General features: G+C 71.3%; 17 protein-coding genes. 10 read left to right on the forward strand and 7 right to left on the reverse strand.

From position 1 onward, the window contains the following. Positions 1 to 143 precede the first annotated feature (143 nt). Both ACFRMN_RS09695 and ACFRMN_RS09700 read left to right on the forward strand, forming a co-directional pair. Entirely contained in the window at positions 144 to 1664 is a 1521-nt protein-coding gene (locus ACFRMN_RS09695; protein ID WP_383015926.1) for a 3-hydroxyacyl-CoA dehydrogenase, read from the forward strand. Beyond that, positions 1661 to 2266 (forward strand): TetR/AcrR family transcriptional regulator, encoded by a 606-nt coding sequence (locus ACFRMN_RS09700; protein ID WP_383015929.1) that lies wholly within the window; start codon positions 1661 to 1663, stop codon positions 2264 to 2266. The genes ACFRMN_RS09695 and ACFRMN_RS09700 overlap by 4 nt, the downstream gene beginning before the upstream one ends. A 69-nt stretch (positions 2267 to 2335) precedes the next feature. Here ACFRMN_RS09700 and ACFRMN_RS09705 read toward each other — a convergent pair whose 3' ends face one another. Then, entirely contained in the window at positions 2336 to 2875 is a 540-nt protein-coding gene (locus ACFRMN_RS09705; RefSeq protein ID WP_383015932.1) for an Lrp/AsnC family transcriptional regulator, read from the reverse strand. A gap of 188 nt (positions 2876 to 3063) precedes the next feature. Between ACFRMN_RS09705 and pdhA the strand changes: the two genes are divergently transcribed. The 7 genes from pdhA (at position 3064) to ACFRMN_RS09740 (ending at position 11312) form a co-directional block, all read left to right on the forward strand. Next, the gene (gene pdhA, locus ACFRMN_RS09710; RefSeq protein ID WP_383015935.1) at positions 3064 to 4254 is read left to right on the forward strand and encodes a pyruvate dehydrogenase (acetyl-transferring) E1 component subunit alpha; all 1191 of its coding nucleotides are present in this window, start codon (positions 3064 to 3066) and stop codon (positions 4252 to 4254) included. Continuing rightward, positions 4251 to 5255, forward strand: a complete 1005-nt coding sequence (locus ACFRMN_RS09715) for an alpha-ketoacid dehydrogenase subunit beta (RefSeq protein ID WP_383015938.1) — start codon at positions 4251 to 4253, stop codon at positions 5253 to 5255. Before pdhA ends, ACFRMN_RS09715 begins: the two co-directional genes overlap by 4 nt. Then, a complete protein-coding gene (locus ACFRMN_RS09720; protein ID WP_383015941.1) occupies positions 5255 to 6736 on the forward strand; it encodes a dihydrolipoamide acetyltransferase family protein in 1482 nt (493 codons plus the stop codon). The genes ACFRMN_RS09715 and ACFRMN_RS09720 overlap by 1 nt, the downstream gene beginning before the upstream one ends. A gap of 70 nt (positions 6737 to 6806) precedes the next feature. Continuing rightward, positions 6807 to 7682, forward strand: coding sequence for an NTP transferase domain-containing protein (locus ACFRMN_RS09725; protein ID WP_383015944.1), 876 nt, complete (start codon positions 6807 to 6809; stop codon positions 7680 to 7682). Next, positions 7679 to 9187, forward strand: coding sequence for a molybdopterin molybdotransferase MoeA (locus tag ACFRMN_RS09730; protein ID WP_383015947.1), 1509 nt, complete (start codon positions 7679 to 7681; stop codon positions 9185 to 9187). Before ACFRMN_RS09725 ends, ACFRMN_RS09730 begins: the two co-directional genes overlap by 4 nt. Positions 9188 to 9207: 20 nt before the next feature. Continuing rightward, positions 9208 to 10263 (forward strand): potassium channel family protein, encoded by a 1056-nt coding sequence (locus ACFRMN_RS09735; protein ID WP_383015950.1) that lies wholly within the window; start codon positions 9208 to 9210, stop codon positions 10261 to 10263. A gap of 59 nt (positions 10264 to 10322) precedes the next feature. After that, positions 10323 to 11312, forward strand: a complete 990-nt coding sequence (locus tag ACFRMN_RS09740; RefSeq protein ID WP_383015953.1) for an NAD(P)H-quinone oxidoreductase — start codon at positions 10323 to 10325, stop codon at positions 11310 to 11312. A 133-nt stretch (positions 11313 to 11445) separates the two neighbouring features. On the opposite strand, the gene ACFRMN_RS09745 is transcribed toward ACFRMN_RS09740, so the two are convergent. From ACFRMN_RS09745 to ACFRMN_RS09770, 6 genes are all read right to left on the reverse strand, one after another. Beyond that, on the reverse strand, positions 11446 to 11988 hold the full coding sequence (locus ACFRMN_RS09745; protein ID WP_030350912.1) for a bacterial proteasome activator family protein: 543 nt from the start codon (positions 11986 to 11988) through the stop codon (positions 11446 to 11448). Positions 11989 to 12110: 122 nt separating this feature from the next. After that, positions 12111 to 14960, reverse strand: a complete 2850-nt coding sequence (locus tag ACFRMN_RS09750; protein ID WP_383015956.1) for an FtsX-like permease family protein — start codon at positions 14958 to 14960, stop codon at positions 12111 to 12113. Beyond that, entirely contained in the window at positions 14957 to 15673 is a 717-nt protein-coding gene (locus ACFRMN_RS09755; RefSeq protein WP_383016533.1) for an ABC transporter ATP-binding protein, read from the reverse strand. The genes ACFRMN_RS09750 and ACFRMN_RS09755 overlap by 4 nt, the downstream gene beginning before the upstream one ends. 289 nt (positions 15674 to 15962) lie before the next feature. Then, positions 15963 to 16652 carry a PadR family transcriptional regulator gene (locus ACFRMN_RS09760; protein WP_383015959.1) on the reverse strand — a complete coding sequence of 230 codons (690 nt, stop codon included), beginning with the start codon at positions 16650 to 16652 and terminating at the stop codon, positions 15963 to 15965. Between the two features lie 142 nt (positions 16653 to 16794). Then, a complete protein-coding gene (locus ACFRMN_RS09765; RefSeq protein ID WP_383015963.1) occupies positions 16795 to 17427 on the reverse strand; it encodes a hypothetical protein in 633 nt (210 codons plus the stop codon). A 256-nt stretch (positions 17428 to 17683) separates the two neighbouring features. After that, positions 17684 to 19381 carry a protein kinase gene (locus ACFRMN_RS09770; protein WP_383015966.1) on the reverse strand — a complete coding sequence of 566 codons (1698 nt, stop codon included), beginning with the start codon at positions 19379 to 19381 and terminating at the stop codon, positions 17684 to 17686. Between the two features lie 407 nt (positions 19382 to 19788). On the opposite strand from ACFRMN_RS09770, the gene ACFRMN_RS09775 reads away from it, so the two are divergent. After that, the gene (locus tag ACFRMN_RS09775; RefSeq protein ID WP_383015967.1) at positions 19789 to 21435 is read left to right on the forward strand and encodes a protein kinase; all 1647 of its coding nucleotides are present in this window, start codon (positions 19789 to 19791) and stop codon (positions 21433 to 21435) included. Positions 21436 to 21440 lie beyond the last annotated feature (5 nt).

Genomic DNA, 21440 nt, shown 5'->3' on the forward strand with positions numbered 1-21440 from the left:
GTGCATAACTCGTCCGCACTCGTCCGCACTCGGCCGTGACTCGTCCGTGGACAACCCGTCCGTGGACGACTCGTCTGTGGACAACTGGCTCACTCGGACAACTGGCTCACTCAATGGCTCACTCATACGGGAGGATTGCGTCCATGACAGCAATCGAGCCCGGCCGCGTCGTCGCGGTCGTCGGCACCGGCACGATGGGGCAGGGCATAGCCCAGGTGGCGCTGGTCGCAGGCCATCCCGTACGGCTCTACGACGCCGTGCCCGGCCGTGCGGAGCAGGCCGCCACCACGCTCGCCGGGCGACTCGACCGGCTCGTCGAGAAGGGCCGGCTCGACGCCGTGGCCCGCGACGCCGCCCGCGCCCGGCTGCACCCGGCCCGGGACCTCACCGAGCTGGCGGACGCCGCACTCGTGGTCGAAGCGGTCCTGGAGGAACTCTCCGTCAAGCGCGAACTGTTCGCGGCGCTGGAGGACATCGTCGCCGACGACACTCTGCTCGCCACCAACACCTCCTCCCTCTCCGTCACGGCGGTCGCGGGCGCGCTGCGCCACCCAGGCCGCTTCGTGGGACTGCACTTCTTCAACCCCGCCCCGCTGCTGCTGCTGGTGGAGGTCGTGAGCGGCTTCGCGACCGACGAGACAGCCGCCGAGCGTGCCTACGCGACGGCGCTGGCCTGGGGAAAGACGCCAGTGCGCTGCGCCGACACCCCCGGCTTCGTCGTCAACCGCGTTGCCCGCCCCTTCTACGCGGAAGCCCTGCGCGTGTACGAGGAGCGGGCCGCCGACCCCGCGACCATCGACGCTGTCCTGCGGGAGTGCGGTGGCTTCAGGATGGGCCCCTTCGAGCTGACCGACCTGATCGGCCAGGACGTCAACGAGGCCGTCACCCGGTCGGTCTGGGAGTCCTTCTTCCAGGACCCGAAGTTCACGCCGTCGCTCGCGCAGCGCCGGCTGGTGGAGTCGGGACGGCTGGGGCGCAAGTCGGGCCGGGGGTGGTACGCGTACGGCGAGGACGCGCCGCGGCCCGTCGCGCACACGGCGGGGCCCGAAAGGGCGCCCGCGTCCGTCACGGTGCGGGGCGAGCTGTTCGCGGCGGACGCGCTGCCCGGCCTGATCGAGGAAGCGGGGATCGGCGTCATCCATAAGGACGACGCCGTTCCCGGCTATCCCGGCTGGATCGAACTGTCCGACGGCACACGCCTCTTCCTGGCGGACGGCTCGGCCGCCGACGACGCGGGGATGCCGGTCATCCACTTCGATCTGGCACTGGACTACCGGGACGCGACCCGGATCGCCCTCGCGCCCGCCGCCCGGGTGGCCCACACGGCTCTGAAGGAGGCCACCGGCCTCTTCCAGGCGCTGGGCAAGGACGTCAGCGTGATCGGTGACATCCCCGGCCTGATCGTGGCCCGTACGGTCGCGATGCTCGTGGACTTCGCCCTCGACGCGGCAGCGCGCCAGGTGGCGGCCCCGGAGGACATCGACCTCGCGATGCGACTCGGCGTCAACTACCCGCGCGGACCACTCGACTGGGGCGACCGGCTCGGCGCGCGATGGGCGCTCGACACGCTGGAGGCGCTGCACGAGGAGTACCCCACGGGCCGCTATGCCCCCTCCCAGGCACTGCGGCGCCTGGCCGCCGCTCAGGAGGACGACGCGTCATGACCACCGCGAAGCGCGACACCTACACGCCCGAGACCCTGCTGACCGTCGCTGTCCGTGTCTTCAACGAGCGCGGGTACGACGGCACCTCCATGGAGCATCTTTCCAAGGCGGCCGGGATCTCCAAGTCCTCGATATACCACCACGTCGTGGGCAAGGAGGAGCTGCTGCGCCGTGCCGTCAGCCGCGCCCTGGACGGTCTCTTCGGGATCCTCGAAGAGGAGGGGGCGACGCGCGGACGGGCCATCGGACGGGTGGAGTACGTGACCCGCCGTACGGTCGAGGTGCTGATCGCGGAGCTGCCGTACGTGACGCTGCTGCTGCGGGTCAGGGGCAATACCCAGACCGAGCGCTGGGCGATGGAACGGCGCCGCGAATTCGACCAGCGGGTCGCGGACCTGCTGAAGGCCGCCGCGGCGGACGGTGATCTGCGCGCCGACATGGACATCAGGCTGGCGACCCGGCTGCTCTTCGGCATGGTCAACTCGCTGGTGGAGTGGTACCGGCCGCACGCGCCCGGCGGCTATGACCGCGACCAGGTGGCGGAGGCGGTCGTACGGCTGGCCTTCGACGGGCTGCGCACCGCCCCGCAGCAGGGCTCGTAGCGGCCCCGTCCCGAACCCGTTAACGGCCTCCTCTTTAATGAGGAGGCCGTTTTCTGAGGAGGCCGTCTTCTACGGAGGGGGCCCATTCAGGTCCGTCTCCTCGAAGACCAGCAGCGTGCGGGTCGAAAGCACCTCGGGGATGGACTGGAGCCTGGTCAGGACCAGCTCCCGCAGGGAGCGGTTGTCGGGGGCGTGCACCAGCAGCAGTACGTCGAAGTCACCGCTGACCAGCGCGATATGGGTGGCTCCCGGCAGCTCCTGGAGCTGTTCGCGCACGGTGCGCCAGGAGTTCTGCACGATCTTCAGGGTGATGTACGCGGAGGCGCCCTGGCCGGCGCGTTCATGGTTGACGCTGGCGCTGAAACCGCGGATCACGCCGTCGTCGATCAGCCGGTTGATACGGGCGTACGCGTTGGCGCGCGAGACATGGACGCGCTCGGCCACCGAACGTATCGAGGCGCGGCCGTCGGCTCGCAGGATGCGCAGAATGTCTTGGTCGATGGCGTCCAGCGGGCGCGCCGGAAGCATGGCTTCCGTACCGCCGCCGCGTGTTTCGGCGCCGGGCCCGACCCCCACCCCGTCGATCTCCTGGTCCGTGCCGTCGGCCATTTGTTCAGCTCCCCTGTCTCCTCGCCTCCGCGCCATGGACGGCCTGCGTCCATCCCAAGCTGTGGAGAACCGTTTGTCCACAGGCTGGAGCCGCGTGTAGCCAAAATGCCCTGACGACCGAACAATCGGTAGGTGAGGCGTGCCACATTTTGGCACCCGTTCGCCCACTCCCACGAGGAGGTGCACGCGTGAAGAAGAGCAGTACGTCGGTTCAGGAACTGCCCGGTGCCGCGGGCCACCTGCCGCACCCGCCCCCGGCGTGGCGGCCGCGTACCGACCCCGCGCCGCTGCTGCCCGACCCCGAGCCGTACCGCGTGCTGGGTACGGACGCCGCGGCCGGGGCCGACCCCGCCCTGCTGCTCCGGCTCTACGCAGAGCTGGTCCGCGGGCGCAGGTACAACACGCAGGCCACGGCGCTCACCAAGCAGGGCAGGCTGGCCGTCTACCCGTCGAGCACCGGCCAGGAGGCCTGCCAGATCGCCGCCGCGCTGGTCCTGCGGGAGCAGGACTGGCTCTTCCCCAGCTACCGCGACACCCTCGCGGCCGTGGCGCGGGGGCTGGATCCCGTACAGGCACTGACGCTGCTGCGCGGTGACTGGCACACCGGCTACGACCCGCACGAGCACCGGATCGCGCCGCTGTCGACACCGCTGGCCACCCAGCTGCCGCACGCCGTCGGCCTGGCGCACGCGGCCCGGCTCAAGGGGGACGATGTGGTCGCGCTCGCTCTCGTCGGCGACGGCGGCACCAGCGAGGGCGACTTCCACGAGGCGCTGAACTTCGCCGCCGTGTGGCGGGTCCCGGTCGTCTTTCTCGTCCAGAACAACGGCTTCGCGATCTCCGTGCCCCTCTCCAAGCAGAGCGCGGCGCCCTCCCTGGCCCACAAGGCCGTCGGGTACGGCATGCCGGGCCGGCTGGTCGACGGCAATGACGTGGTCGCGGTGCACACGGTCCTCGGCGAGGCCCTGGCACGCGCCGGGCGCGGCGAGGGACCGACGCTGGTGGAGGCCGTGACCTACCGCATCGATGCCCATACGAACGCCGACGACGCCACGCGTTACCGAGCCGGCGACGAGGTCGAGATCTGGCGCGCGCACGACCCGGTCCGGCTGCTCGAACACGAGCTGACCGCGCGCGGGGTGCTCGACGAGGACGGCATCGGCAAGGCCGCCGAGGCCGCCGAGACGATGGCCGCCCGGCTGCGTGACCGGATGAACGCAGAGCCGGTGCTCGATCCCATGGACCTCTTCACGCATGTCTACGCGGAACAGACCGTCCAGCTGCGTGAACAGGCCGCCCAGCTCCGTGCCGAGCTTGAGGCATCGGCCGAGGAAGGCTCCGGAGAAGGACGCGCGGAAGGATCCGGTGAGGCGCGATGACCACTGTCGCGGTGAAGCCCGCCACCATGGCGCAGGCCCTGCGGCGCGCGCTGCGCGACGCGATGGCCGAGGACCCCTCTGTCCATGTCCTCGGTGAGGACGTCGGCACGCTCGGCGGGGTCTTCCGGATCACCGACGGGCTCGCGGCCGAGTTCGGCGACGACCGCTGTACGGACACGCCGCTCGCCGAGGCCGGCATCCTGGGGGCGGCCGTCGGGATGGCGATGTACGGGCTGCGGCCCGTCGTGGAGATGCAGTTCGACGCCTTCGCCTATCCGTCGTTCGAGCAGCTGATCAGCCATGTGGCGAAGATGCGGAACCGCACGCGGGGTGCGATGCCGCTGCCGATCACCGTGCGGGTGCCGTACGGCGGCGGGATCGGCGGGGTCGAGCACCACAGCGACTCCTCGGAGGCGTACTACATGGCGACCCCTGGCCTCCATGTCGTCACGCCCGCCACGGTCGACGACGCGTACGGGCTGCTGCGGGCCGCGATCGCCTCCGACGATCCGGTGATCTTCCTGGAGCCGAAGCGGCTCTACTGGTCGAAGGCCACGTGGTCGCCGGACGAGCCGGCCGAGGTCGGACCGATCGGACGGGCCGTCGTGCGGCGCCGGGGCAGCAGCGCCACGCTGATCACCTACGGTCCTTCCGTGCCGGTCTGTCTGGAGGCGGCGGAGGCGGCCCGCGCCGAGGGCTGGGACCTGGAGGTCGTCGATCTGCGCTCACTGGTGCCGTTCGACGACGAGACGGTCGCCGAGTCCGTACGGCGCACGGGGCGCGCGGTCGTCGTCCACGAGTCCACCGGCTTCGGCGGACCCGGCGGGGAGATCGCCGCCCGGGTCACGGAGCGCTGCTTCCACTATCTGGAGGCGCCGGTGCTGCGCGTGGCCGGATTCGACATTCCCTATCCGCCGCCCATGCTGGAGAGGCACCATCTTCCGGGAGTGGACCGGGTGCTGGACGCGGTCGCGCGACTCCAGTGGGAGACGGAGAGCTGATGGCCCAGGTGCTGGAATTCAAACTGCCGGACCTCGGGGAAGGGCTGACCGAGGCGGAGATCGTCCGCTGGCTGGTGTCGGTGGGGGATGTCGTCGCCGTCGACCAGCCGGTGGTCGAGGTCGAGACGGCCAAGGCGATGGTGGAGGTGCCCTGCCCATACGGGGGTGTGGTCACGGCGCGCTACGGCGAAGAGGGCACGGAGCTGCCCGTCGGGGCGCCGCTGCTGACGGTGGCGGTGGGGGCGTCGGAACCGGCCGACGCGCCGACGGCGGCTGCCTCGGCGAAGGCCGCCGCCCCGGCCCCGGCCCCACTCCGGGCCCCCGCGGCTGCCCCCACCTCGGCTCCGGCCTCCGACGAGACATCGGGCAATGTGCTGGTCGGATACGGCACGGGCGCCCCGGCGGCGCGTCGGCGCCGGGTCCGCCGGGCGCCGATGAGCGCGTCCGTCGCCGCCCCCGCCGCCACTCGTGAACCGGTGAACGGCGGTGCCCGAGCGGTGCCGGTCGTCTCCCCGCTGGTACGCAGGCTGGCCCGGGAGCACGGCCTTGATCTGCGGGAGCTGACGGGCTCGGGGCGGGACGGTCTGATCCTGCGGTGCGACGTCGAGCAGGCGATCCGCCGGGGCGTCACGCAGGCACCACCCGCCGTCCCCGTACCCGCCCCAACCTCAGCTCCGGCTCCGGCTCCGGCTCCGGCCACGGTCCGGGGCACGGCTCCGGCCCCGGCTTCGGCCCCCGCTCCGGCCCCGGCTTCTGTGGGAGCCACGCCGTCCGCCCCGTCCGCGCGGCCCGGCGTCACCAGGGTGCCTCTACGCGGCGTACGCGGCGCGGTCGCGGACAAGCTCACCCGCAGCCGTCAGGAGATCCCTGACGCGACCTGCTGGGTCGACGCGGACGCCACGGAACTGATGGTCGCGCGTGCGGCGATGAACGCGGCCGGAGGGGCCAAGATCTCGGTGCTCGCCCTGATGGCCCGGATCTGCACGGCGGCCCTCGCCCGCCACCCCGAGCTCAACTCCACCGTGGACATGGCCGCGCGGGAGATCGTGCGCCTGCCGGAGGTGCATCTCGGCTTCGCCGCGCAGACCGACCGTGGCCTGGTCGTCCCTGTCGTACGGGACGCGCACGTCCGCTCGGCGGAGTCGCTGAGCGCCGAGTTCGCGCGGCTGACGGAGGCGGGCAGGGCAGGCACGCTCACGCCGGGCGAGCTGACCGGCGGGACGTTCACTCTCAACAACTACGGGGTGTTCGGGGTCGACGGTTCGACGCCGATCATCAACCACCCCGAGGCGGCGATGCTCGGGATCGGCAGGATCGTGCCCAAGCCATGGGTGCACGAGGGCGAGCTGGCCGTCCGTCAGGTCGTCCAGCTGTCGCTCACCTTCGATCACCGTGTCTGCGACGGCGGTACGGCCGGCGGCTTCCTGCGCTATGTGGCGGACTGCGTCGAACAGCCGGCGGTGCTGCTGCGCACGCTGTAGTGAGGTGTCCGCTCGAAGAACAGGCCACCTCGGATGCATCGGGCGGGCGGTCGCGGCCCATACTTCAGCCATGACCGCGTATGACGCCATCGTGCTCGCCGGAGGTGCCGCCAAGAGGCTCGGCGGCGCCGACAAGCCAGGGGTACGCGTCGGGGGCCGGTCGCTGCTCGACCGGGTGCTGGCGGCCTGTGAAGGGGCCGCCCGCACCGTCGTCGTGGGCGGCAGGCGGCCCACGGTGCGGCCGGTGCGCTGGGCGCGTGAGAACCCGCCCGGCGGCGGTCCGGTCGCCGCGCTCGACGCCGGGATGCGGTGCGCCGAGGCGGAGACCGTGCTCGTACTCTCCGCGGATCTGCCGTTCATGGGGGAGCCGACGGTGCGCCGCCTGATCGAGACGCTGGACACAACCGGCCGGGAGGGGGCGCTGCTCACCGACGCCGAAGGCCGTGACCAGCCGCTGGTCGCCGCCTACCGCGCCGAACCGCTCCGCCGTGAACTGGCCCTGCTCGCCACCGAGTACGGCAGTCTGCCCGGCCTGCCGCTCCGGCTGCTGGTGGCGGAGCTCGACCTCGCCCGGGTCGACGCCGATCCGCTCGCCTCCTTCGACTGCGACACCTGGGAAGACATCTCCACAGCGCGGGCCAGGATCAGAGAGCATGGGACCGTGCTGGACGAATGGATCACCGCAGTCAAGGACGAACTCGGCATCGAGCTGGATGTCGACATCCGTGTACTCCTCGATCTCGCCCGCGACGCCGCGCACGGCGTGGCGAGGCCCGCCGCGCCGCTGACGACCTTCCTGGTCGGTTACGCGGCGGCCAAGGCTGGTGGGGACGGTCCCGAAGCGGTCGCCGAGGCCGCCCGTAAGGCCGCCGCGCTCGCCGTGCGCTGGGCGGACGAGACGGAGGGCACCGACGGACCGAATGCCAAGGGGGCCGACGCCGGATGACGGCCCAGGACCGCGAGGTCGACGGGTTCGACGATGCCCTGGCTCTGGTCCACAGAGAGCCGGGCGCGGGCCGTGAGCCGGACCGCGCCACCGGCCCGGCCCACGATCCGCATCACGACCCGCATCACAGCCAGGGCCAGGAATGGAACCGGACCAATGGCACCGAGGCAGGTCATGGCACCGAGCCGGGTCACGGCACCGAGCCGGGCCATGGCACCGGCTACGCCACGACTCTTCGGCACCGCGCCGAGCCGTGGGACGCCGCCCGTGCCCTCGCGGCCCGCTCCGCGGGGTCGGCCCCGGCCGCCCGTGCCGTCTCCGTACCCCTCGACCGGGCCGTGGGCCGGGCACTCGCCGAGCCGCTGACCGCACTCATCGATCTGCCGTCATTCGACACCTCCGCCATGGACGGCTGGGCGGTCTCGGGGCCGGGCCCCTGGTCCGTGCGGCCCGTCAAGGGCTCCCCACGAGAAGAGGAGACGGCCGGCGACCTCGGCAGCCGGGGAGCCGGTGACCTCGGCATTCTGGCCGGCTGTGGGGCGGTGGCGCCGCTCCAGGACGGCACGGCCGTACGGATCGCGACCGGCGCCCGTATCCCCGCCGACACGACCGCGGTGGTCCGCAGTGAGCACGCCCGTACGGACAGCCGCGGCCATCTCCATGCCGACCGCGAGGTGATCCCCGGGCAGGACATCAGGCCGCGTGGCCAGGAGTGCCGGGCCGGCGACCGGCTGCTTCCCGCCGGTTCCCTGGTGACCCCCGCCGTCCTGGGGCTCGCGGCGGCGGCCGGCTATGACGAGCTGATCACCGTCCCGCGCCCGCGCGTGGAGGTGCTGGTCCTCGGAGACGAACTGCTCACCAAGGGGCTGCCCCACGACGGGCTGATCCGCGACGCGCTGGGGCCGATGCTCGCCCCCTGGCTCCGTACGCTCGGCGCGGATGTGATCGCCACCCGTCGGATTCGCGACGACGCGGGGGCGCTGTGCCGCGCGATCACCGGATCCACGGCCGATCTCGTCCTCACCACGGGCGGTACGGCCGGCGGACCGGTCGACCATGTCCACCCGGTGCTCCACAAGACGGGCGCCGAGCTGCTGGTCGACGGGGTCGCCGTACGCCCCGGGCATCCCATGCTGCTCGCCCGGCTGCCATCGGGACGGCATCTGGTCGGGCTCCCCGGCAATCCGCTCGCCGCGGTCTCCGGGCTGCTGACGCTCGCCGAGCCCCTGCTGCGCACGCTGGCGGGACGCGCGCCCCGGCCCCCGTATCGCGCACCGCTGCGGGACGCGGTGCACGGCCACTCGTACGACACCCGGCTGGTGCCGTTCGTGCACCATGACGAGGGCCTTGTACCGCTGCACTTCAACGGTCCCGCCATGCTGCGCGGTATCGCCGCCGCCGATGGACTCGTGGTCGTGCCGCCGGGCGGCGCGCGGCCCGGAGACGAACTGGAAGTTCTCGACCTGCCGTGGGCGGCTTCGGTCGATGGAGGGTGTTTCACGTGAAACTTCCCGGCCATGATGCGATGGCCAGGCACGCCGACGAACATCTCGTCTCGGCGCGGGTAAAGCTTCCGCGTCGTACGGCCGTACAGCCGCTGCGCCAGGTCACCCGACGGCTGTTGATGGCGCTGTTCGTCCTCGCCCTGACGGTTTTCATCGTCTATATCGACAGAACGGGCTACCACGACAACGCTGATGAATCGGTCGACTTCCTCGACTCCGTCTACTACGCGACCGTCACGCTCTCGACGACGGGGTACGGCGACATCGTCCCGTACAGCGACAGCGCGCGGCTGGTCAATGTGCTGCTGGTGACCCCACTGCGGGTGCTTTTCCTGATCATCCTGGTCGGTACCACTCTCGAAGTGCTCACGGAGCGCACCCGGGAGGAGTGGCGGCTGAACCGCTGGAGGTCCAACTTGCGTGACCACACCATCATCGTCGGCTTCGGCACCAAGGGGCGCTCGGCGATGCAGACGCTCTGCGCCACGGGTCTGAAGAAGGAACAGATCGTTATCGTCGATCCGTCCAGCAAGGTCATCGACGCGGCGAACGCGGAGGGGTTCGTGGGCGTGATCGGCGACGCGACCCGGAGCGATGTGCTGATCCGTGCCGAGTTGCAGCGGGCGCGTCAGATAGTCATCGCCACCCAGCGCGACGACACGGCCGTGCTGGTGGCACTGACCGCACGTCAGCTCAACAGGGGGGCGAAGATCGTGGCCGCCGTGCGCGAGGAGGAGAACGCACCTCTCCTGCGCCAGTCCGGGGCCGACGCGGTCATCACGAGCGCGAGCGCGGCCGGCCGGCTGCTGGGGCTGTCCGTGCTCAGTCCGAGCGCGGGCACGGTGATGGAGGATCTGATCCAGCAGGGCAGCGGTCTCGACATCATCGAACGCCCCGTCATAAAGGCCGAGGTGGGCCGGAATGTACGGGAGACCGAAGACCTGGTGGTGAGCGTGCTCCGCGGCCACCGGCTGATGGGGTACGACGACCCCGCCGCCAGCCCGCTCCAGCTGACCGACCGTCTGATCACCATCGTCAGGGCGCAGAGCCCTTCGGCGCCGGACAACTCGAACTGACCGTACCCGGGGGCCGTCTCACGGCCCGCTCAACGGCCCGCCGGAGTAGCCTCGCGGCCATGCATGCGATCACGATTCCGGAACCCGGTGGCCCCGAGGCGCTTGTATGGGCCGAGGTGCCCGATCCCGTACCCGGCGAGGGCGAGGTGCTCGTCGAGGTGGCGGCGAGCGCCGTCAACCGCGCGGACCTGCTGCAACGGCAGGGCTTCTACGATCCCCCGCCCGGCTCCTCCCCGTACCCCGGCCTGGAGTGCGCGGGCACGATCGCCGCGCTGGGCCCGGGGGTCTCGGGCTGGGCCGTCGGCGACGAGGTGTGCGCGCTGCTGGCCGGCGGGGGGTACGCCGAGAAGGTCGCCGTCCCGGCCGGGCAGCTGCTTCCCGTACCGCACGGCCTGGATCTGGCCACGGCCGCGGCGCTCCCCGAGGTCACCTGCACGGTCTGGTCGAACGTTTTCCTGGTGTCCCAGCTGCGGCCGGGCGAGACGGTGCTCCTGCACGGCGGGGCGAGCGGGATCGGCACGATGGCGATCCAGCTGGCCAAGGCGGTGGGCGCGCGGGTCGCGGTCACGGCGGGCAGCCCCGAGAAGCTGGCGCGCTGCGCCGAACTGGGCGCGGACATCCTGATCGACTACCGCGAGCAGGACTTCGTGGAGGAGATCCGCAAGGCCACGGACGGCGCGGGCGCGGATGTCATTCTCGACATCGTCGGCGCGAAGTATCTGGAACGGAATGTACGGGCCCTGGCCGTGAACGGCCGACTGGCGGTGATCGGTCTCCAGGGCGGAGTGAAGGCCGAACTCGATCTGGGCGTCCTGCTGAGCAAGCGCGGGGCCATTACGGCGACCTCGCTGCGCGCCCGGCCGCTGGCCGAGAAGGCGGCGATCGTCGCGGCCGTACGGGAGCATGTCTGGCCGCTGATCGCCGACGGTCAGGTCCGCCCGATCGTGGACCGGACGCTGCCGATGCCGGAGGCGGCCGAGGCGCACCGTGCCCTGGAGGCGAGCACGCACGTCGGCAAGATCCTGCTGCTCACATCCGCGAGCGCTTGATACGCCCGCGGCCCGGCACACCACACGGTGCGCCGGGCCGCGCCGGACAGAGTCAGTCGCGCCGGACAGAGTCAGTCAGCGGCGCTGGGCAGGGGCAGTCGCGCCGGACAGGGTCATCGGGCGGTCCGGAGAGTTACAGGTACGGGCCCGAGCGGATCGCGCCGTGCCCCTGCTCTCCGTCGTCCTCCTGGACCGAGCCCGGCGGCAGCGCGCGGCGCATCTGTTCCAGCTGGGCCCTGGCCGCCATCTGCTGGGCGAACAGCGCCGTCTGGATCCCGTGGAAGAGGCCTTCCAGCCAGCCCACCAGCTGGGCCTGCGCGATACGCAGTTCCGCCTCCGAGGGAATGGCCTCGTCCGTGAAGGGGAGCGAGAGCCGCTCCAGCTCCTCGACCAGCTCGGGGGCGAGCCCGTCCTCCAGCTCCTTCACCGAGCCGGCGTGGATCTCCTTGAGCCGTACCCGGCTCGCCTCGTCCAGAGGAGCCGCCCGCACCTCCTCCAGAAGCTGCTTGATCATGCTGCCGATCCGCATGACCTTCGCGGGCTGCTCGACCATCTCCGTCACCGGAATCTCACGTGCGCCGTCGTCGGTTCCACCGCCGCCGAGCGCCATCCCGTCCTGTCCCACCACGAGGACGTGGGGGCTCTCCTGCGACCGTTCGTTCCTCGGCATCTCCATGCCGCCCATTGTCTCGCACATGTGCTTCACCACATGGCGTGCCCCCGTACGAAGGCGGATGACCTTCGTACGGGGGCACGGACGGGCGGGGGGTCACACGGTCGGCGGGGCGAGCCGTGGGGTTACGTCGCCGCCCGGCGGCCGAGCACCCGGTGCGAGCGGGTGACCAGCGCCGCCAGGATCGCGGCGCCCAGCGGGACGGCGATCAGCAGCGCGGCCAGCGTCCCCCAGGGGATCACGATCGGGGCGTTCGGTGGGCTGACGGCGCCCCAGCCCTCGTCGAGCGCCTGCTGGTACCACTTCCACTGGCCGCGTCGGTCCGTCAGCCGTAGCCCGATCGCCGGGAGCACCCCGGCCACCGAGCCGAGCACCACACCCATCACGGCCACCACCCCGCACTGGAACCCGCTGAGCGTCCTGCGGACCCGCGCCGGGGCGCCGACCGCGGCGAGTGTCTTGAGGTCCGCCTCGGCGTCGGCCTGGGCGAGACCGGTGGCGATACCGGCGGCACCGATGGTGATCAGCCCGGCGAAGACGGTCAGCGCCAGCAGCACGATGTTGTTCTCGCTGGTGTAGCCACCCTCGATATGGAGTTTCACATCGCTGCCGGTCTTGGCGAGCTCGCCGTCCAGCTTCTGCTTCTGGGCGTCGCTCGGCATGGCGCCGGTCGAGTAGTACGCGCCGAGCGGGACGGTGCTGAAGCCCGCCGCCTTCGCCGTGTCCGGGGTCAGGATCATCGAGACGCCGTACGCGTTGGGCGACCCCGCGACCTGGTGCGCCGTGAGGGACTTGACGACGCCCGGCGAATCCTTGCCCTTCTCGATGGCCGCGTCGGCTGCCTCGATGTCGGTGACCAGGCGGATGCCGATCTTGCCGTTCGTGTCGATGTTCCGCTTGTCGAACGAGACGATCCGCCCGTCCGCCAGCGCCTTCTCGGCGCCCGCGTCCTTGATCCTGAGGACCGCCAGCAGCTTGGCGTCCCCGATCAGTACACCGCCCTCGACGCTGAGGTAGACCTCGTTCTCCTTGCAACGCCAGTCCTTGGTGAGCTTGCGCCGCTCGGCCTTGCTGAACTTCTCCGTGGGGTCCTCGGTCCCGCTGGTCATCCACAGCGGGCACTGGTTGGCCTTCGGTACGACCACCTCGTACCGGCCGCAGCCCTCCCCGCTGCTGTACATCGAGCAGCCCGGCCTCCCGACGGAGATCCGGTCCACATCGGCCCGTATCTCGGTGGGCAGATTCTTCTGGACGGCCGTACGGACGGTCGGGACATCCCGGCCGCCGCCCTCGTCGAGCATGGCGGAGACCGCACCGTGGGGCAGCTGAGGCGTGTACCCGGCCCGGCCCTGGGCATCGATGCTCGCGGCGTACGTGGCGACCGCGACCGTGCCCGCGACCGCGGCGAGCACCGCGGCCACGGCGGGGGCCGTGCGCCCCCGGTTGCGTACGGCGTCACGCAGCGCCAGCCGCGGTGAGAGCGGCATCCAGCGGCCGATCCGGCCGAACAGACCCACCAGGGCCGGTGTCAGCGCGACCACACCCAGCTCGGCGAGGGCACTGCCGCCCGCGACGATCGCGAACTGTTCGGTCATCGTCGATCCGTACAGCGCGATCGCGGCACCGAGCACGAACGCGATCAGTCCGAGAATCGGCAGCACCCTGCTGCTCTTGCGCACCCCGCGCCGACCGGTGAGCGAGGCCAGGACGGTCTGACGGGAGGCGGTGACCGCCGGGACGATCGCGGCCAGCAGACCGGTGACCACGGCGAGCGCCGCGATACCGATCAGCTCCAGCGGCCGGATCTCGAAGCCGCCGAAGCGCTGCCCCATGTAGTCCTCAAGTACCGGACGCAGGGCGAAAGTGAGGGCGACACCGAGGGCCGTACCGATGACGGCCGAGGCGACACCGATCACCAGACCGCCGGCGAGCACGATGGCCCGGATATGACGCCGGTCGCCGCCGTTCGCCCCGACCAGGCCGAGCTGACGGCGCGAGCGCCGGGCGCCGACCGCGAAGGCGGGCCCCGCCAGCAGACAGATCTCCAGCATCGCGAGACCGACGACGGTGCCGAGCGCGGCCATCGCGGCGGTCTTGGCCGCCGTGCTCTCCTCGTACTTCTCCCAGCCCTCCTGCTGGTAGAGCGGGATGTCCGAGTCGGCGGGCGGGTTCAGCTGTACGGCACGTGAGGTGACGATGACACCCTTGGCGTTGGCCTCCCGCACCATGTTCCACGTGAAACCACCGGGGACGCTGATCAGTTGTGTCGTGGTCGGGGAGGTGCCCGGCAGATCGTCGGCCTTCAGCGCCTTGTCGAGCGGAGCCAGGAACGCGCCGGGAAGCGCGTTGACCTGGTCGGTGTCGAGGGAGCTGGGGAGTTCGTACGCGCCGACGATCCGGTAGTCGGCGTCGAGCCCCCGGGCGGTGAGCTTCGAGCCCACCCGCAGCCCGCTGGACTCCAGGAAGTGCGTGGTCGCGGCGACCTCGCCGCCCCTCTCAGGGAAGCGGCCGTCGAGGAGACGCATGATGCCCCGGGCCATCGGGTCCGACGCCTTGAGCTCACGGATCTCGGTGTGCAGCAGCCCGTGCGTGGTGTGCAGCTTTCCGGACCCGACCGTGTCCTCCAGGACCGTGGAGCCCGCCGGGATGGCCTTCTCGATGTTCGCGGGACCATCGGGCCACGGCTTGTTCTCGAAATCGCCCACCGGCGCGTACTGATCGCCTGTCGGGTCCTGATTGAGGGGCTCACCGGCGAACGAGGGGTCGGTGATCCGCGCGTCGGCCCGGCCGATGTCGCGGCTCAGGCTCTCCGTGGTGGAGAGTTGCGAGCTGCGCACGGTCAGATCAAAGGCGCTCACCCCGAGGATGGGCAGCGCGATCATGGCGAGGACGAGAAAGCTGCGTCCCTTGAAGCGCCAGGCGTCGCGGCGGGCTATCCGTACCGCGGCGCGCCAGGAGTGGAACCAGTTCTTCACAGCTCGGCCGCCTGGCCCGTCAGAAGCGAGTCCGCCTGGCTGCGCAGCGTCTGGTCGACGACCGCGCCGTCCCGCAGGAAGATCACACGGTCCGCCCAGGCCGCGAAGCGCGGCTCATGGGTGACCAGGATGCCGGCCGCGCCCGCGTCGCAGCGCGTGCGCAGCAGCGCGAGTACGGACTCGCCGGTCTCGGAGTCCAGGGCGCCGGTCGGCTCGTCCGCGAGGACCAGACGCCGTTCGCCGACCAGGGCGCGGGCGATCGCCACCCGCTGCTGCTGGCCGCCGGACATCTCGTCGGGGAACCGGTCGGCAAGCTCCTCCAACCCCATCTCACGGAGCGCGGCCAGGGCTTCGACGCGTCCCTTGCGCGCGGAGACGCCGTCGAGTTCGCGGGGCAGCGCGATGTTCTCGGCGGCGGTGAGCGCGGGGATCAGGTTGTAGTCCTGGAAGACATAGCCGATGCTGCGGCGGCGCAGGGCCGCGAGCTTCTTGCGGTCGGCGGTGGTGATGTCGGTGTCCTCGACGATCACACGGCCCGAGGTGGGGCTGTCGAGGCCGCCCGCGATGGTGAGCAGCGTGGACTTGCCGGAGCCGGACGGGCCCATGACCGCGACCAGTTCGCCGGGGAACACATCGAGGTTGATCCCGCGCAGCGCGTGCACCTCGGTGGCGCCGCTGCCGTGGACGCGGGTCAGCTCCTGGAGCTGGAGCACGGGCCGCCGCGACGAGCGCTGGTGCGACGGCTGATCCTGCGACGCCTGATCCTGCGACGGCTGATGCTGCTGTGGCGTCGGATGTGACGGCTGTGACTGGTGTGGCTGATGTGATTTGCGAGCCATGAGGGGTCCCCCCTTTGGGCGTACGCGCACGTACGAGCGGTTCGGTGTGACGGGTGAGGTGGGGCGGGAGATGGTGCGGTCAGCCCCAGAGGCCCTGCGGGCTCCGGCCAGGTGGTTCGGGGTGGCGGCCGGAACCCGCGGGCGGTGGTGTCCGCGACCGCGGTCAGTCGGCCGTCGGGCCGACGGACGGCGTGGACGCGGAAGCCGGTGTGGAGGAAGCCGGTGCGGACGCGGACGCGGGCATGGGCGCGGGCGTGTGCGTGGACCCGGTGCCCGGATTCCCCGAGGTCGTCTGCGAGGTGTCGCCGCTCCGCTTCGGCATCATCGCGAGCCGGATCAGCCGGACCTCGCAGTGGTCGAGCCAGCGGGCCTCGGCCTCGGTCTGGAAGATGAGCTGTTCCAGGACGAGGAGCCAGGCCACCTCGTCCCGGTCGGTCGGGACGGCTTCCAGAGCCTGTGCCTTCAGCCGTGTGTAGTCCTGCATCGCCTGGATGGTGTGGTGCCGCTGCGACTGGATGACCTCCCGGATGTCGACCCCCGGAGCCCCGACCGCCATGGCGAGCTTGATCGCCAGTTCGTCGCGGGGAGGGCTGGCGCGGTCGACGGGTGTACGGAACCAGGACCGCAGCTCCGCACGGCCGGTCTCCGTGATCACGTAGAGCGCGTGCCCCCCCTCGTCCACGCCCTCCTGCGCGACCATGCCGTCGCGCTCCAGCCGGCTCAGGGTCGTATAGACCTGGCCGACGTTGAGCGGCCAGGTGGAACCGGTGCGCGACTCGAACTCCGTACGGAGCTGAGAGCCGTAACGCGGACCGCGTTCGAGGAGGGCGAGAAGCCCGTGGCGAATGGACATACTCAGTATGTATACCGAGTAAGTCCCGGCTCGCAAGGGACCTGAGATGGACCTCATAAGTACGCCATAAGGAGGACCACCGGGAGGACCACCAGGCGGCCACCGGGAATCCACCGGGAGGTCTCAAGAGCCACCAGAGGTCTCAGCGGCGTCGGAGGCGCAGCCCGAGGAAGCCGAGCCCCAGGCCGAGCAGCGTGATCCCGGCGCCCAGGGTCAGTACGGGAATCGGCCGCGTGCCCGATCTGCCGAGGGCCGTCGCGTCAGGCCTGCGGGCGGCGGTGGGCGGCGCGGAGTCGGATGCCGTCGGCTCGCCCGTGTCCGCCTGCGGCTCCGGCGGCCTCGGGGCCTCCCCCGGCTCGTCGGCCGCGTCCCACTCGTCCGCCGCCTCCTCGTCCGTACGCGCCTCGGCGGAGGCAGACGGCTTCGCGGGTGCGGAGGAGGAGGACGACGGCTTACGGGAAGGGGCGTGCGGCTTCGCCGGGGAGGAGGGCCGGCCGGGACGCGCGGGGGCGGCGCTCTCCGCGCTCGCGCTCGGGCCCACGTCCTCCGGTGGCGCGTCCTCCGGCGGCGCGTCCTCGGAGTCCGGGTCCGGCGGCCTGCCCGGCCGTGTCTTCCCCTCCCCGGCGAGCCGCCCGGCCAGCGAGGAGACCGCGGGCTCCGGGGCGACGGACGTGAGTGACGGAGGTGGGGCGGACTCCTCGGCGTACGCGGCTGGTGCGGTCAGCAGCAGGGATGCGACCGCGATCGCGCAAGAGGTGCGGAACCTTGGAGTCACCGATCCAGCGTCACATGGGGCGACAACTCCGGCATCCCGGATGTTCCGTATGTGACGGGGGCGCAGGGGGCGAACGGTCAGTCCGTCGCGAGTGCTACACGCCGCTCGGAAGTACGACGGACAGGGCCTGTCCGAACGGACCGCTGCGGCCCCCAGGCCGACCGCTCCGGCCCCCAGTCCGACTCTTCCGGGCCAATCCCGCTGCTTCGGGCCCGCCCGCACTCCGGGCCCGTCCCGCTGCCGCGGGCCCGTCCCGCTACTCCGGGTCCCCCGTGGAGATCGTCAGCTCGAACTCCTGCTCCTTGGGCAGCACGGCGGCACCCGGCCGCGGGTACTGGCCGATCACGATGTCCTCGGCCTGCGTGCCGTCGTTCTGCTTCTTCGGCTCCGACCAGGTCCAGCCGGCCGCACGCAGACAGTCCTTCACCGAGAGGATGTCCTTGTACCGCAGGTCGGGGACCCTCACCTTGGTCGGGTCGAGGCCGTCCTCCGAGGCGTCCGAGCACTTCGTCGCGTCGATGGTGCGGTTCCGCTCCGGGTCGCGGTGGCCCGCGGCCGGCGCGGCGGAGTCGCTGGTGACCGGATCCCCGTTCGCGTTGTCGTCCGAGCCCTTGTTCATCGAGAGCGCGGTGATCAGCCCACCGATCGCGAGGATCGCGACCGCGATCGAGCCCACGACGACCGGCATGTTGCGTCGGCCGCCGGGCCGGCCGCCCCCGCCGTACGCACCATGCGCACCATGCCCCCCGTGGCCACCGTGTCCCGGCGTCGTCTGGGGCTGGGGTGACATCGTGTACGGCCGCGGAGCAGGCGACGGGGCCTGGTACGCCGACGACGGCGCCTGCGGATAGCCGTAGCCGTAGCCGGGGCCAGTACCGTGGCCGGCACCGGGTCCCGGCGTATGCGTCGGCGCCGGCGTCGGCGGCCCGTAAGGACCCGGCTGGTACGGCGTCCGTACGCCCGCCCCGCTCGGCGGCCCCTGGGCCGACCTGTCCACCGGCGGGAAGACCGCGGAGCCCACGCCCGCGCCGCTGTTCGGCGGAATGCCCTGCACGATCACCGGCGCGCCCGTCTGCCCGCCGGGCAGCACCCGCGCGCATTCGTCGCGCATCGCCTCCGCGCTCGGGAAGCGCTCGTTCGGGTTCTTCTTCAGGGCCCGAGCGACCAGGGCGTCGATCGCGGGGGTGATCGAACGGTTGATGCTGGAGGGGGCGACCGGCTCCTCCTGCACATGCGCGTACGCGATCGCCAGCGGCGAGTCCGCGTCGAACGGCAGCCGGCCAGTCAGCAGCTGGAAGAGCATGATGCCGACCGAGTAGAGGTCGGAGCGCGCGTCGACACCACGCCCGAGCGCCTGCTCGGGCGACAGATACTGCGGCGTACCGACGACCATGCCGGTCTGTGTCATCGACGTCACACCCGACTGCATGGCACGCGCGATGCCGAAGTCCATGACCTTGACGACGCCGCGCTTGGTCATCATCACGTTGCCGGGCTTGATGTCCCGGTGGACCAGCCCCATCTCATGGCTGGTCTCCAGCGCGGCCAGCACATCGGCCGTCACCTTCAGCGCCTTGTCGGCAGGCATCGCGCCGTACTGGGCGATGTCCGCCTGGAGTACGGAGCCGAGCGGCTGCCCCTCGACGTACTCCATGACGATGTACGGCATCAGCGCGCCCGCGAGTTCATCCTCGCCGGTGTCGAAGACGGAGACGATATTGGTGTGCGACAGCTTGGCGACGGCCTGGGCCTCACGGCGGAAGCGCTCGCGGAAGGACTGCTCGCGCCCCAGCTCGGTGTGGAGGGTCTTGATCGCCACCTGGCGGTCCAGGGCCACGTCGTACGCCAGATATACGGACGCCATTCCGCCTTCGCCGAGCAGGTCGCGAAGCTGGTACCGGCCGCCCGCGACCGAACCGCCCGCATGGCGGCCCCGTGCGCCGTCCTGGCTCATGACTGTGCTTCCCCGCTTCCCCCTCGGCGCGCTGACGCGGTGGTGCCACGCGACGACCCGTTGTCGAAGACCCGTTGTCGAAGATCCGCAATGAAGATCCGCTGTGAAGATCCCGCGATACGCGAATACGCGCCAAGTCTGCCCGAGGGCAGTGACACGTCAAGCCGGGTGCCCGTTCCGTGACCGTACGCACAACAAGCGTCTCGGAAGCGTTACAGGAAACCCATGGAATTTGCATGGGCGGCGTGTGAGCGGGTTTCATGACCGGTCCATCCCGGACCGGCGTGTCACATGGAGGCTGTAGCGTGATGTGGCATAGCCACTCCTGAGACATCCCCTGAGACACACAGACATACCGCGGACCGAGCGCGCGGTCGCTCCGCGGACAGAAACGACGGCGAGGACTGATGGCACCCGAACCCGAAGCAGGCGGCGGAGTGCCGGATGCGGCGGACTCCTGGGGCGACAACGGATTGGTCGGCGGAATGGTCGGCGACGGCCGCTACCGCCTGACCCACCGCCTGGGCCGCGGCGGCATGGCCGAGGTGTTCGCGGCCGAGGACGTACGGCTCGGACGCATCGTCGCCGTCAAGCTGCTCCGGGCGGATCTCGCCGAGGACCCGGTCTCCAAGGCCCGATTCACCCGCGAGGCACAGTCGGTCGCCGGGCTGAACCACCACGCGGTGGTGGCGGTGTACGACTCGGGCGAGGACACCGTCAACGGCCAGACCGTGCCGTACATCGTGATGGAGCTGGTCGAGGGCCGCACCATCCGCGATCTGCTGGTCAGCGCGGAGGCCCCGCCGCCCGAGCAGGCACTGATCATCGTCTCCGGGGTGCTTGAGGCGCTCGCCTACTCGCACCAGCACGGCATCGTGCACCGGGACATCAAGCCCGCGAACGTGATCATCACGGACGCCGGCGCGGTGAAGGTGATGGACTTCGGCATCGCGCGCGCCCTGCACGGCGCGCAGTCGACGATGACCCAGACCGGCATGGTCATGGGCACGCCGCAGTACCTCTCGCCCGAGCAGGCGCTGGGCAAGGCCGTCGACCACCGCAGCGACCTGTACGCCACGGGCTGTCTGCTCTACGAACTGCTCGCCCTGCGTCCCCCCTTCACCGGGGAGACCCCGCTCTCGGTCGTCTACCAGCACGTCCAGGACATCCCGGTCCCGCCGTCCGAGGTCTCGGACGTGGCGCCGCCGGAGCTGGACGGCCTGGTCATGCGCGCGCTCGCGAAGGAGCCGGACGACCGGTTCCAGAGCGCCGAGGAGATGCGCGGGCTGATCCAGTACGGCATGCAGATGCTCCAGCAGCAGGGCAGCCATACGGGCACGTGGAACACCGGCGTGGTCGAGCCGCACATGGGCGGCAACACCCCGGCGATGGGCATGGCCGCGACGACCGCGCTGGGTCACCCGCCGCACGGCGACACCTCACACGGCCCGATCCTGCCGCCGATGAACCCGGACGACGGCGGGTACGACGGCGGGCACCAGAACGGCGGCGGTCGCGGCAAGATGTGGCTCTTCGTCGCGCTCGCGGTGATCGCGATCGTGGCGGGGGCGGCCTACGCGATTCAGGGCATGGGCAATACGGGCACCGGCGACAAGGGGGAGAACAAGCCGTCGGTCAGCACGAGCGAGTCGACGCCGAGCGATTCGCCCTCGCCCTCCGACTCCCAGAGCGCGGACGACTCGGAGCAGGACACCTCCACGGAGGGCGACCACTGGCCGAGCTACAAGCCGAGTGATACGCCGTCGGAGACGCCGAGCGAGTCCGGCAAGACGAGTGAGGCGCCGCCGAGCCCTCCGGAGACGGGTTCGACCGGCTCCAGCAACGGGACGAGCACGGGCACGTCGGACGGGGGCACCTCCGACGGGGGCGCGACCGACGGGGGCACCACCGACGGCGGTACGAGCGACGGCGGTACGACCGACGGGGGCGCGACCGACGGCGGCACCACCGACGGCGGCACGACCGCGGGCAACGGCGCCCCCGGCGGGAGCGGCACGACCGGCGAACTCACCGCCGGAGGCGTCACTAACTGACCGTC

Origin of the sequence: Streptomyces sp. NPDC056835 (assembly GCF_042789485.1) — a bacterium.
Lineage (GTDB): Bacteria > Actinomycetota > Actinomycetes > Streptomycetales > Streptomycetaceae > Streptomyces.

What these genes read in the sequence shown, in the direction of transcription:
- ACFRMN_RS09695 (WP_383015926.1), top strand. Translation starts at nt 144, where the DNA reads ATGACAGCAATCGAGCCCGGCCGCGTCGTCGCGGTCGTCGGCACCGGC.
- ACFRMN_RS09700 (WP_383015929.1), top strand. Translation starts at nt 1,661, where the DNA reads ATGACCACCGCGAAGCGCGACACCTACACGCCCGAGACCCTGCTGACC.
- ACFRMN_RS09705 (WP_383015932.1), bottom strand. Translation starts at nt 2,875, where the DNA reads ATGGCCGACGGCACGGACCAGGAGATCGACGGGGTGGGGGTCGGGCCC.
- ACFRMN_RS09715 (WP_383015938.1), top strand. Translation starts at nt 4,251, where the DNA reads ATGACCACTGTCGCGGTGAAGCCCGCCACCATGGCGCAGGCCCTGCGG.
- ACFRMN_RS09720 (WP_383015941.1), top strand. Translation starts at nt 5,255, where the DNA reads ATGGCCCAGGTGCTGGAATTCAAACTGCCGGACCTCGGGGAAGGGCTG.
- ACFRMN_RS09725 (WP_383015944.1), top strand. Translation starts at nt 6,807, where the DNA reads ATGACCGCGTATGACGCCATCGTGCTCGCCGGAGGTGCCGCCAAGAGG.
- ACFRMN_RS09730 (WP_383015947.1), top strand. Translation starts at nt 7,679, where the DNA reads ATGACGGCCCAGGACCGCGAGGTCGACGGGTTCGACGATGCCCTGGCT.
- ACFRMN_RS09735 (WP_383015950.1), top strand. Translation starts at nt 9,208, where the DNA reads ATGGCCAGGCACGCCGACGAACATCTCGTCTCGGCGCGGGTAAAGCTT.
- ACFRMN_RS09740 (WP_383015953.1), top strand. Translation starts at nt 10,323, where the DNA reads ATGCATGCGATCACGATTCCGGAACCCGGTGGCCCCGAGGCGCTTGTA.
- ACFRMN_RS09745 (WP_030350912.1), bottom strand. Translation starts at nt 11,988, where the DNA reads ATGGAGATGCCGAGGAACGAACGGTCGCAGGAGAGCCCCCACGTCCTC.
- ACFRMN_RS09760 (WP_383015959.1), bottom strand. Translation starts at nt 16,652, where the DNA reads ATGTCCATTCGCCACGGGCTTCTCGCCCTCCTCGAACGCGGTCCGCGT.
- ACFRMN_RS09770 (WP_383015966.1), bottom strand. Translation starts at nt 19,381, where the DNA reads ATGAGCCAGGACGGCGCACGGGGCCGCCATGCGGGCGGTTCGGTCGCG.
- ACFRMN_RS09775 (WP_383015967.1), top strand. Translation starts at nt 19,789, where the DNA reads ATGGCACCCGAACCCGAAGCAGGCGGCGGAGTGCCGGATGCGGCGGAC.